This window comes from Umezawaea endophytica, from assembly GCF_025061645.1.
GTDB classification, from domain to species: Bacteria; Actinomycetota; Actinomycetes; order Mycobacteriales; family Pseudonocardiaceae; genus Umezawaea; species Umezawaea endophytica.
In genome coordinates, this window is record NZ_JANYMP010000004.1 from 465,108 (window position 1) to 477,314 (window position 12,207).

General features: G+C 71.7%; 9 protein-coding genes. 2 read left to right on the plus strand and 7 right to left on the minus strand.

What is annotated here, in order from left to right:
• The first annotated feature begins 90 nt into the window (after nt 1–90).
• The gene (locus NZH93_RS12000) at nt 91–1,833 is read left to right on the plus strand and encodes a serine/threonine-protein kinase (protein ID WP_259623074.1); all 1,743 of its coding nucleotides are present in this window, start codon (nt 91–93) and stop codon (nt 1,831–1,833) included.
• A gap of 66 nt (nt 1,834–1,899) precedes the next feature.
• On the opposite strand, the gene NZH93_RS12005 is transcribed toward NZH93_RS12000, so the two are convergent.
• Entirely contained in the window at nt 1,900–3,501 is a 1,602-nt protein-coding gene (locus NZH93_RS12005) for a DUF1996 domain-containing protein (protein ID WP_259623075.1), read from the minus strand.
• Nucleotides 3,502–3,924: 423 nt separating this feature from the next.
• A complete protein-coding gene (locus NZH93_RS12010; RefSeq protein ID WP_259623076.1) occupies nt 3,925–5,106 on the minus strand; it encodes a glycosyltransferase in 1,182 nt (393 codons plus the stop codon).
• Nucleotides 5,107–5,602: 496 nt separating this feature from the next.
• On the opposite strand from NZH93_RS12010, the gene NZH93_RS12015 reads away from it, so the two are divergent.
• Nucleotides 5,603–6,061: a DUF4395 domain-containing protein gene (locus NZH93_RS12015; RefSeq protein ID WP_259623077.1), complete on the plus strand. Its 459-nt coding sequence runs from the start codon at nt 5,603–5,605 to the stop codon at nt 6,059–6,061.
• A gap of 6 nt (nt 6,062–6,067) precedes the next feature.
• On the opposite strand, the gene NZH93_RS12020 is transcribed toward NZH93_RS12015, so the two are convergent.
• The 5 genes from NZH93_RS12020 to NZH93_RS12040 all read right to left on the minus strand — a co-directional run bounded on the left by NZH93_RS12020 (nt 6,068) and on the right by NZH93_RS12040 (nt 12,185).
• The gene (locus NZH93_RS12020; protein WP_259623078.1) at nt 6,068–6,712 is read right to left on the minus strand and encodes a response regulator; all 645 of its coding nucleotides are present in this window, start codon (nt 6,710–6,712) and stop codon (nt 6,068–6,070) included.
• Nucleotides 6,713–6,716: 4 nt separating this feature from the next.
• On the minus strand, nt 6,717–7,913 hold the full coding sequence (locus NZH93_RS12025) for a sensor histidine kinase (protein ID WP_259623079.1): 1,197 nt from the start codon (nt 7,911–7,913) through the stop codon (nt 6,717–6,719).
• Between the two features lie 64 nt (nt 7,914–7,977).
• Entirely contained in the window at nt 7,978–10,497 is a 2,520-nt protein-coding gene (locus tag NZH93_RS12030) for an ABC transporter permease (protein ID WP_259623080.1), read from the minus strand.
• A gap of 3 nt (nt 10,498–10,500) precedes the next feature.
• Nucleotides 10,501–11,259, minus strand: a complete 759-nt coding sequence (locus tag NZH93_RS12035) for an ABC transporter ATP-binding protein (protein ID WP_259623081.1) — start codon at nt 11,257–11,259, stop codon at nt 10,501–10,503.
• Entirely contained in the window at nt 11,256–12,185 is a 930-nt protein-coding gene (locus NZH93_RS12040) for a type II CAAX endopeptidase family protein (RefSeq protein WP_259623082.1), read from the minus strand. The genes NZH93_RS12035 and NZH93_RS12040 overlap by 4 nt, the downstream gene beginning before the upstream one ends.
• Nucleotides 12,186–12,207: the final 22 nt, after the last annotated feature.

Genomic DNA, 12,207 nt, shown 5'->3' on the forward strand with positions numbered 1-12,207 from the left:
GGTCGGCCTGACGTGCGCCTAATGGGGGAACCACGTGGTTACCATCTGCGTCGACGCAGTGTGGTGGACGACCAGGGAGCAGGAGGAGCGGTGGCGGCGGAGGCGTTCGGGCCCTATCGCATCGAGGGGCTGCTCGGCCGCGGCGGCATGGGCGAGGTGCACCGCGCGTACGACACGGTGCACGACCGCGTGGTGGCGTTGAAGAGGCTGTCGTCGCAGTTCAACGCCGACGCCGACTACCGGGCCCGGTTCCGCGCGGAGTCGAAGATCGTCGCCAGGCTGCGCGAACCGCACGTGATCCCGATCCACGCCTACGGCGAGATCGACGGCCACCTGTACCTGGACATGCGGCTGGTCGAGGGCAGGGACCTCACCGACCTCATCGCCGACCCGATGGACTCCCGGCGCGCCGTGCGGATCGTCGAGCAGGTCGCCAGCGCGCTGGACGCCGCGCACGCCGACGGCCTGGTGCACCGCGACGTCAAGCCGTCGAACATCCTGGTCGCCGCCGGTGACTTCGTGTACCTGGTGGACTTCGGCATCGCCCGCAGCGCGTCACCGACGGCCACGCACCTCACGGCGTCCGGCGACGTCGTCGGCACCCTCGACTACATGGCGCCCGAACGGTTCGGCGGCGGCCCGGTCGACGGCCGCGTGGACGTCTACGCGCTGGCCTGCGTGCTGTTCACCAGCGTCACCGGCCGCCGCCCGTTCACCGCGGACACGACCGCCGCCCAGATCTGGGCGCACATGCAGGAACCGCCGCCCCGCGCCTCCCACGTGCACCCGGACGTGCCGGCCGCGCTGGACGACGTGATCGCCAGGGGGATGGCGAAGGACCCCGAGCAGCGCTACCCGACGGCCGGCGCGCTCGCGGCGGCCGCGTCCGCCGCACTGGACCAGGCCGCGAGCCCCCGGCCGATGCCGCCCCCGGTGACCCCGCCGCAGGGGCAGCCGCGCTTCCCGCCGCCCACCACACCTCCTCAGGGCGTGGCCACCCCGCCGTCGGCCACTCCGCCGCAGGGCGTGGCCCGGCCGCCGCTCACCACCCCGCCTCAGGGGCCGTTCCAGCCGGTGACGGCCCCGCCGCACGGCTGGCCGCCCGCGCAGTCCCGACCTCCCGCCAAGCCCGGCGTGTCGAGCCGGGACCGGGCAGTGCTCGTCGGCGCCGTCGGCGCGGTCCTCGTGATCGCCGCGGTCGTGGTCTCGCTGGTGGTGTTCAAGGACAAGGAGGGCGGCCAGGCGTCCGGCCGGTCCTCGGACGCGCCCACGTCGTCCACCACGACCTCGAAGGCGCCGACGACCTCGAAGGCGCCGACCACGACGTCGCCACCGCCGCCGCCCAACCCGTCGGTCGACGCGCTCCAGGCCGTGCTGCCGACGTCCTACGCGGGCAACCCCACGTGCGTCGAGAAGGAGAACGGCGGGGGCGGTGAGCTGGCGACCGTCGAGTGCACCGAGGCCAACGGCGTGGACGGCTACGTCCCGCCGCCGGAGCGGGCGGTGTTCCGGCTGTTCGCCGACCGCGCCGCGCAGGACGCGTACTTCATCAAGCTGGTGCAGGACAACAACCTGCCGCGGATCGACGAACAGGGCGGCTGCCGCCCGGTGACGCAGCCCCTGCACTACGCGGAGATCTGGCGCACCGAGGCGGGACCGCTGCCCGGCGAGTTCACCACGTGCTTCTTCAAGGACGGCACCGGTCAGCTCTGGTGGGTCGACTCGAAGACGCTGACCATCGGCCAGCTCGTCTCGTCCAAGGCGACCACGAACGAGACCCTGGACAAGCTGGACCTGTGGTGGAACCACATGATCCTGTCCAAGATGAACTGACCCCCCGACGCGAAGAGGGCCACCCCGGTCGCCGGGGTGGCCCTCCTCGCGTCGTTCAGGTGCCGACTACTCCTTGCAGGTCTTGCCGCGGTTCACGCACCACACGAGGCGGTTCATGATGCTCTGCGACATGACGTTCGCGAAGTCGTCGTGGTCGCTGACCGGGTTGTGGTTCTCGGTCGGGAACGCGTCGACCTTGTACTGGCCCTTGCGCTGGATGTCCCTGGGGATGTTGTAGGTCAGGGTGATGCGCAACTGCGGCACGGCCTTGAAGCCCTGGCCGCACTTCCCGGTGTTCGGGTCCGGGAACACGATGTGCGTGCGGTGGTTGGCCGAGTCGGTGTTCTTGCCGTCCCAGCAACTCGGGAAGTCGTGGATGCGCTTGACCTTCGCGCCGCGCGGGCAGATCGGGTACTGCTTGATCTGCACCTTGTCCTCGAAGCCGGAGCAGGTCCACGAGTCGCGGGCGTTCTTGGTGCCGTTGATGGAGATCTTCGCGTCGCCGTAGAGCACGCGGAGGAACTTCGGCATCGCGGTGACCTTGCCGACCGGGCTGCCGCGGAAGGTCAGCTCGGCCTTCTCCGGGCGCTGGATCACACCGTCGTTGCCGGGCAGCTCGTTGTTCTCGTTCTCGTCGCCCTGCGCCGGGGGCGGCGTCTGGGCCGGGGGCTTCTCGCTGTTCTCGGAACCGTCCGGCACCGGCGCGGGGTTGTTCTCGTCCTTGATGCCGCACTCGCTGAGCTTCTTCAGCTCGTCGATCTGCTTCTGGAGGTTGGCGACCTGGTCGCTGAGCTTCTTCAGCTCTTCGATGATCTTGTCGAGGGCGGCCTGGCGGGCGTCGGCCACCGGGGCCAGCACCTGCTCGGCCTTGGCCTCGCTCACCACGGGTGCGGCACCCGCCTCGGCGGCGAGCTTCTTGTCCGCGTCCTCGGTGATCTTGTCGACCTCGGCGAGCTGCTTGGACACCTCCTGCACGGCGGCGTCGGGCACGTCCTCCAGCTTGCTCGCGACGTCGGGGCACACGACGCGCGGCGCTTCCTGGTCCTTCTTGTCGGCGGCGGCCTGTTCCTTGCGCTCAGCCACCTTCGCCGGGGGGTTCGCGGTCGCGGTCGCGCTCTCGGGCAGCGGTGCCGCGCTCTCGTTGGCGGCGACGTCCTTGTCGATCGCGGCCTGGTCGTTCAGGGCCGGCGCGTTCTGGTCGACCTTCTGCTCGGCTTCCTCGTCCTCCGTGTCGATCCGGATGACGGGCCAGAAGTAGGCGGACTTGTCACCGTTCTTGCAGGTGGTGCCTGCCTTGCGGAGGCTCTCGTTGGTGGAGAACGCGTTCGTCGACAGGTTGCCGACGTAGTCGTGGAGGTGCTGGGCGCCGTTCTCGACGCCGGGAGCGGCGATGAAGTTGTCGCCGTTGAAGTGGGCGTTCTTGTTCGTCCCGCAGTTGACGGTGAACGTGCCCCTGGACGCGTTGCCCTGCTTCTGCACGGCTTTGACGTTCGGCTTCACCTTGGTGATGTCGACGAACAGGGACTTGTCGACCCCGTCCGCGTACGCCTCGTCGTCGCCGGTGGTCGTGACGACGACCACGGCACCGGCGGCAATCGCCACGGCGGCGCCGAACGTGGCGATCTTTGTTCTGCGGGAGATCTGGTGCCGCCCACCGGTCCGGCTCATCTGCTGCTCACCTCTGTCGTCGGGGTGCTTCGAGCGCGGCGCGTGAAGACCTGCTCAGACGGGCATACGCACGGTTGGCGAGGCGTACCTCAACCGTGTTCTCGGTGTTATCGATCCGTTATGTTCGGCTGTTTGCCCAGCGTGATCGATAGACTGCGCAGTGTGACATCGGTTTCGGTCCGCGTGCTCCGCCGCGGCTCGAAGGGCGGGGAATTCCCCTGGTACGAGGAAGAGGGCGGTGGGAGTCGCCGCTCCCACCGCCCTCTCCGGTGTCGTGCACCGCACCGGCAGACGCCTCTCGGCGAGTGGCCACTCGTGGTGGCGAAGGGTGAGGCCCGGGGGTCCTGGACCGGTGCGGCATCAGGTACAACGCACGGGGCGCGGGGATGTTCCCGGGCGATGGCGGGCCGGGGATGAGCCCGGTCACCCCATCTCGCTGGTGGCTCTCCCGTCCCGCGCGGGCACGGCCTGCCGGTACGCCCGCACGGTTTCCGCTGCCACGTGGTCCCAGGAGTAGCGGGCGCGCACCCGGTCGGCTCCCGCGATCGAGTAGAACTGGCACCTCAGCCGGTTCGCGAGCAGGTCGCGCAGCGCGCGGCCGAGAGCCACGGGGTCGTGCGGCGGCACCAGGACGCCGGTGAGGCCGTCGACGACGACGTCCGCGAGCGCGCCCACCCTGGCCGCCACCACGGGGATGCCGCACGACATCGCCCGCAGCGAGGTGATGCCGGACTGCTCGTACCAGGGCACGCACACGACGACGTCGGCCGAGCGCAGCAGCGCGGGCAGCGCCGCGGTCGTCACCTCCCCGGTGAACCGCACCCGGTGCGCGACGGAGCGCTTCTCGGCGTACTGGACGAGCCTGCTGACCTCGGGGTTGTGCCGCGGCGCCGTTCGCCGGACCGGGTCGGCGATCACCAGCTCCGCGCCGGGCACCGTGGCCAGCGCGTCGATGGCGGTGTGGAACCCGTTGCGCGGCAGCACTTCGCCGACGGCGAGCACCCGTCCCCGCGGGCCGCGCGAGGCGGTCGGGCCGTCGGGGCTGAACTGGTCGGGGTCGAGGCCCCACGGCACCAGCGACATCCGCGAGCGGGGCACGCCGATCCGCCCCAGTTCGGCCACCTCGTCGTTGCTGGCCGCGATGACGCGGTCGGCGGAGATCGCGATCAGGCGTTCGAGGGCGATCCGCCAGCGGGCGGTGGAGCCGCTGGAGCGCTGGAAGCGGTCCTCCACGACCTTGAGCGCGTGGAACGACTGCACGAGCGGCGCGTCGGACTCGCGCACGGCCAGTCCGGACGTCCAGGAGTGCAGGTGCACGACGTCGGGTGCCCGCTGCTCCCAGCCGCGGTCCAGGTACGCCGCGATCCCGTCGAGGTGGGGGAGCAGTTCGGCCATGGGCAGCGGGGTGGTCGGACCCACCGGCATGCGCACGAGGTCGTAGCCGTGCGGGGTGCGCCTGCGCTCGGGGAGGGCGCGGGAATCGCGCCGGACGTAGAGGGTGACGTCGTGCCCTTGTCCGCTCAGCGCGCCTGCCAGGCCCGCGACGTGTGCTTTCTGCTCGACGGGGTCGTTCTCCCACGACGCCGCCACCATGTCGATCCGCATCTCGGTTCCCGTGCGTCTCCTGTGTCAATTGGTGGAATTGTGAATGGAGGTGTGGTTCGTCAATTCCTGTTGGCGGTGAATAGTGGAGTTGATGGGCGGGGACGAGTGTAGACCGGCTCCACGGGTGGTAGAGGCGGTTTTCGTGAATGTGTTTCGATTCTTCGCGAGGGTTCCAGGAAAGCGATGCAGAAGCGTTTCAGCCTTCACTCGGGAGCGGGGGAGGTGGCGCGGAGGGGATGGCTTCCGTCTCAACAGGAATTGTCGTGGCGGTTTCGCGGAATGGCGAAACATGGCACCGACAAGGGGCGTGGCCCTCCAGTCGGACATTTCGCCATAAGCGGTGACCCGATATCGGCGGACTGCCCCGGTGGTCGACGCGGTGGAACCGGAGGGCTCCCGGTGACGGCGAGTGGGGAACACCGAGGTAGTCGACCGATCGAGCGAAGTACGCGCCTCGACCTTGACTGGTGGACCACGGCCGGGATTGGTTTGGTCCATGGTCGATCAAGAAGTGCACGAGGAAGGCGCCGCGCGCGGTGCCGACCCCAGGGGTGTGCGGTTCACCGCGGCCATGACGAGCGTGGTGCTGGGCGTCGGGCTGCTGGCCGAGAGCCCGCGGGTGCTGCTGGCGCAAGCGCTCCTCTTCGGGCTGTGCGCGGTGTTCGGCCTCCAGCTCAACCCGTACGGCGCGGCCTACCGGCGGACGTTCCAGTCGCGGCTCGCCCCGCCGACCGAACTGGAGAGCGAGGCGCCGCTCCGGTTCTCCCAGGGCGTCGGGTGCGCCTTCGCCTCGGTGGGCGCGCTCGGCTACGCGACGGGATCGGTCGCGGTGGGCACGGCCGCCACCGCGCTGGCGCTGGCCGCCGCGCTGCTCAACGCGGTCTTCGGCGTGTGCGTCGGCTGCCACCTCTACCTGGCGCTCACCAGGGTCTGCCGCCGGGTCCGGTTGACCTGACCGACGCTACGCCTTCAGGTAGGCCAGCACGGCGAGCACCCTGCGGTGCCCCGCGTCCGTGGTGGGCAGGCCGAGCTTCGTGAAGATGTTGCCGATGTGCTTGTGCACGGCGCCGTCGCTGATCACCAGCAGGCCGCCGATCGTGGCGTTGGAGTGGCCCTCCGCCATCAGCCCCAGCACCTCGCGCTCGCGTGGCGTCAGGCGTTGCAGCGGGTCGTCGGCGCGGCGGCGCACCAGGAGCTGGCCGACCACCTCGGGGTCCATCGCGGTGCCGCCCGCGGCGACCCGCTCCAGCGCGTCGAGGAAGTCGGCGACCTTGCCGACCCGCTCCTTGAGCAGGTAGCCGACGCCGCCCGCGCCGTCGGCGAGCAGGTCGGTCGCGTAGCTCTCCTCGACGTGCGCCGACAGCACGAGCACCGCGAGACCAGGCCACTGCCTGCGCGCCTGGACGGCGGCGCGCAGTCCCTCGTCGCGGTACGTCGGCGGCATCCGGACGTCGACGACGGCCACGTCCGGCCGGTCGGCGGCGAGCGCGGACAGCAGGTCATCCGGGTTGTCGACGGCGGAGGTCACCTCCATGCCCTCGGCCCGCAGCAGGTGCGTCAGGCCTTCCCGGAGCAGGGCGTCGTCCTCGGCGATCACGATGCGCACCGGCTCATGGTCCCGCAGGGATGTCCACCCTCAGCACAGTGGGTCCACCTGGAGGGCTGTCGATCGTGGTCGTGCCGTCGAAAGCGGCGACCCGGCCCCGGATCCCGAGCAGTCCGCTGCCGTGCGCCTGGTCGGCCCCGCCGTGCCCGTTGTCGGTGATCTCCACGACGAGGGCGCCGTTCTCGGTGCGCAGGCCGACGGTGATCCGGTCGGCGCCGCTGTGCTTCACGGCGTTGGTGAGCCCCTCCGCCACGACGAAGTACGCGGCGGCCTCCACGGCCGCGGGCAGCCGGGGGATCGGGTGCTCGTCCAGGGTGCACGGGATCGCGCAGTGCCCCACGAGTGACGCCACCGCGCCTGTGAGCCCCCGGTCGACCAGCACAGGCGGGTAGATGGCGCGCACGACCTCGCGCAGCTCGGCGAGCGCGTCGGTGGCCGCCTTCTGCGCCGTGGCCACCATCGGCAGCGCCGCGGCGGGGTTGCGGGTCAGCGCCCGCTCCACCATGCCCAGGTGCATCACCACCGCGACGAGCCGGTTCTGCGTGCCGTCGTGCAGGTTGCGCTCGATGCGCCGGAGTTCGGCGCCGTGCGCCTCCAGCGCCGCCGCGCGGGTCGCCGTGACCTCGGCGAGCCGTTCGGTCAGCGTCCGCTTCGGCGGCGCCAGCCTGGCCGCGCTCGTCCTGGCCCACCAGCGGGCCAGCGGCCGCACGAAGAACACGCCCAGGAGGCCGTACACGACGCCGATGAGCACGGCGACCCCCGCGCCCGCCCAGGACTCCACCGGCGTGTCCACCGTCGTGGCGGCGTCGGGGATGAACGGCCAGAACGCGGCGATGAACAGGTTCTGCACCAGGCCCGCGGGCGAGGCGATGGCCACGGACCCCGCCACCAGGCCGACGGTGCCCTGGAACGCGAGCCACTGGGCGTCCCTGCGGTCGTGGGGGTTGGTCGCCACCTCCGCGACGCCCGCGCTCGTGCCCTCGGGTGGCGGCGGGATCGTGGTCGCCAGGAAGCGGCCGACCCGGTCCCGCTCGCCCGCCGCGAGACGACGGGCGAACCGGACGACGTGGGGGAGCAGCGGGAGCGTGACGACCATCGCCACGCACCCGATCATCGCCACGAGCGCCGCGACGGCCTGGAACCCGACCACCATCGTGAAGGCGAGGAACCGCCACGCCTCGCGCCACTGCCGACCGATCACGGTCACTGCTCCTCTTCGGACGACGGGATGGGCAATCGTGGCACGGTCCCCCGACCCCGCCACGTCAGGCGCCCGCGCCGACCGCGTCGACGGGACGGCCCCGCAGCGCGGACCGGGTGGCCAGCACGATCGACGAGAACCCGATGACCGCGGTGACCAGCACCAGCACCCCGTAGACGACGGGGTCGACCGTGGGCAGGACGCGTCCCGTGGTGGCGATGCTGATCCCGATCAGCGGGACGACCGCGACCACCGTGCCGATCACGACGGCGGCGGCGACCACGATCCCGGCCTCGAGCTTCATCATCCGGCTCACGTGCCGCCGGTTCGTGCCGATCAGCCGCAGCATCGCGAACTCGCGCCGCCGCGCGCCGGTGGCCATCACGAGCGTGTTCACCACGGCGATCACCAGGTACAGCAGCAGGAAGCCGTTGCCGATCAGGTTGGTCGAGGACTGCTGGCCCCGCGCGTCACCCTGGGCGGCGGCGAACGCCGAGCGGTCGAGCACCGCCAGACCGGGGTACTCCTTCGCGAGCGCGCCCAGCCCGGCGCCGACCTCGGCGGGGTTCGCGCCGTCCGCGGTGGTGACCAGGACCGAGTCGTCGAAGCCGGTCGCGGTGTGCGCGGCGAGCAGCTCGCGCGACGCCGTGACGTCGCCGAACCCGAGGCCGTTGGCGTAGAGCGCGACGACCTTCAGGTCCTTCTTGGTGCCGTCGCCGAGGAACGCGTGCAGGGTGCCGCCGATCCCGACCCCGGCGCTGTCGGAGGCGCCGGTGCTCAGCGCGATCGAGTCGCCGCGCACCTCGTCGAGGGAACCCGCGGTCACCCCGAGGTCCATGGTGGACCCGACGCGCTCCGGCGCGATGCCCTGCGCGGCGAGCTGTTCCACCTCGACCTGGTCGAACATCGGGTACTCCACCAGGACCTGGCTCCGCACGACCGGCGACGCGTCGCGCACACCGGGCACCGCGCGCACGGCCTCGACGACCTCCGGGGCCAGACCGGACGGCCCGGCGAGGACGAAGTCCGCCGTCATCCCGGCCTCCACCTGGTCGGACGCCGCCGCGTTGGCCGTGGTGACGGTGAAGATCTGCACCGCCGCCATCGCCACGGCGAGCGCGAGCGGGACCACGGCGCCGCTGAGCCGCCGGGCGTTGGCCCTGGTGTTGGCCACGGCGAGGTAACCGCTGATGCGGCCGCGGTTGAGCACCGGGGCGGCGGTCGCGGTGGCGACCCGCATGAGGTGCGGTCCGAGCATGGCCGTGCCGATCATCAGCAGCAGCACCGAACCGGCGGCGCCGCTGATCCCGGCGATGCCGGGCAGCAGCAGCGGCACCACGGTGCCCACCACCGTGCCCACGGCGATGAAGCCGACGCCGAACGCGCGTCGGGCGGTACCGAGCTGCGCGGGTTCGACCGCGGCCTCGCCCAGCGCGTCCACCGGGTTGGCCTTGGCGAGGCGCCGGGCCGTGAAGTAGCCCGCCGCCAGCCCGCCGAGCACGCACAGCAGGAGCGCGGCGACCGCGGGGAGGGGGCTGTACACGAGGGTGAAGTCCGCGGGGAGCACGCCCGCGGCGGCGAACGCGTCCCGCAGGAGCCCGGCCACGGCGAGACCTGGCAGGCTGCCGAGCAGACCGCCCGCGACCGACACGAGCAGCATCTCGGCGCCGATCATGCGGTGGACCTGCCTCGGCGTGGCCGCGATGGCCCGCAGCACGGCCAGTTCCCGCCGCCGCTGCTGGATCGACAGGCCCAGCGTGGAGGAGACCACGAACAGCACGACCATCGCGATGGTGCCCACGAGCGACGAGGACAGGATCGTCAGGAACGTCCGCGCCTGGCCGACGTCGAGGAACTCCACGTCCCCGATCTCGGCGCCGGTGTAGGTGGCCAGCGGGACGCCGGTGACGGTCGCCGTGATCCGCTTCGCCAGGTCGTCGGCGTCCACGCCGGGCGCGGCGAGCACACCCACCGCGGTGATCCGCTCGGACAGCGCCGCGGCCACTTCGTCGGCGACGAACACGGCGGACTGCCGGGTCAGCACGGGCGCGGAGACGAGCCCGACCACGCGGTAGTCCGACGGGACGGAGCCGATCGCGAGGGTCGTGGTGTCCCCCGTGGACAGTCCGGCGCTCGCGGCGAGCCCCTTGTCCAGCACGGCTTCGCCCGGCGCCTGCGGCTGCCTGCCGTCGGTCAGGGTGAACGGGGCGAGGCCCGCGGACGTCCAGCCGTGGGCGTACACGGGGACCGCGCCCCCGGCGGCGGGCACGGTGACCCGGACGCTGCGCTCGGGCACGGCCTTCTCGACGCCGGGCACCTCCGCGATCCGGTCCGCCACGTCGGCGGGCAGCGTGACGCGTTCGGCGAACGGGGTGTCCGGGCCCTCGGCGACGGCGTGGGCCTGCGGGCCGCCGACCACCACGGCCGCGGCGGCGTAGCGCTCCGCCGCGACACCGGACCGCAGTCCGGACTCCAGCAGGACACCGCTCGCGGTGATCACCACGGCGCCGCAGAACAGCGCGACGAAGGCGGCGACGAACCCGCCGCGGCGGGCCCTGATCGTGCTCCAGGCGAGGGAGAACACCGGTCACACCTCCCCGAGGTTGGTCATGAACTCGGACACCTGCGCGGCCGTCGGGTGGTGCATCCGCCCCGCGATCCGGCCGTCGGCGAGGAACACGACGGAGTCGGCGTACGACGCGGCGACCGGGTCGTGGGTCACCATCAGCACGGTCTGCCCCAGTTCGAGGACGAGCTGCCGGAACAGCTCCAGCACCTGGCGGCCGGTGCGGGTGTCGAGCGCGCCGGTCGGCTCGTCGGCCATCACCACCTCCGGCCGGTTGACCAGCGCGCGGGCGATGGCGACGCGCTGCTGCTGGCCGCCGGAGAGCTGCGAGGGGCGGCGGTCGGCGCGGTCGCCCATGCCGACCCGGCCCAGCAGTTCGCGCAGCCACGCCCGATCGACCTCGTGCCCGGACAGCCTCGGCACGAGCGCCACGTTCTCCTCGACGGTCAGCGCGGACATCAGGTTGTAGGCCTGGAAGACGAACCCGACCCGGTCGCGGCGCACGGCGGTGAGCGCGGCCTCCTTCATCCCGGCCAGCTCCACGTCACCGAGCAGGACGCTGCCCGACGTCGGCTGGTCGAGCCCGGCGGCGCAGTGCAGGAACGTGCTCTTGCCCGAACCGGACGGTCCCATGACGGCGGTGAACGTGCCCCGGTCGAGCGCGATGGACACGTCGCGGAGCGCGGTCACCGAGTTCTCGCCGGAACCGTAGGTCTTGGTCACCGACTCCAGGCGCAGCGCGCTCGTGCCGACGGACGTGGTGGTCAGCGCGCGGCTCATGCGGAGACCTCGGCCTTCGTGGTGGAGGTGGCGGTGACCGGGGAGGTGTAGCCCAGCCTGCCGCGGGTGAGGACGACGACGATGAGCGTCAGCACGCCGAGGCCGAGCGTCGGACCCCAGAGCCACAGGTTGTTCGCGTCGGGGAAGATCTCCGAGAAGGCGATGGACTGGAAGTTGTTGATCGAGCAGTGCAGCAGCATGACGAGCGGCAGGCTCTGGCGGCCCTTGTTGTAGACCAGCGTGATCAGGAAGCTCATCTCCATGGCCGTGATGGTGAAGCGGACGAGCGTCTCGGCGTTGACGTCCGGGCCGCCCCACGGGGTGAGGAACAGCGGGGCGTGCCAGAGGGCCCACAGGAGGCCGAGGATGAAGGTGGCGACCATCGGCTGGTGGCGCTCCTGGAGGCGGCTCAGTGCGAAGTCGCGCCAGCCCGGCTCCTCGGCGAGGCCCGTGGTGAAGAACTGGATGACCAGCATCGGCACGTAGATCGCCAGCACCATCAGCGACGGGGCGCGCATCGCGTCCTCGGCACCGGGCATCGCCGCGGTGCCCGCGAGGACGGCGATCGGGACGGCGAACAGCGCGAACGCGTACCACCCGACACCGGCCCGGAACTGGAAGAGCCGCCTGCGCCACCGCCGCAGCCCCTCGCGGCCCTCGGTGATCGCCGTGACGGTGAACGCGGCGGTCAGCGGACCGAGGTACGCGCCGGGCAGGATCGCCGTGAGCTGGTTGCCCATCAGCAGGTCCGGGTAGCGGAAGTGCAGGACGCCGAACCCGTCGAGCGACAGGATGTACGGCACCCACGCGATCCAACTGATGGCGTTGGCGAGGGTGAAGAACGTGGTCAGTGGGAAGCGCTGGACCAGCGCCTGGAAGCGGTTCGAGGGGGCGCGGCCGGTGTGGGCGGCTGGGGTCGAGGTCATGCTCAAAGGCTAGGAATGGATC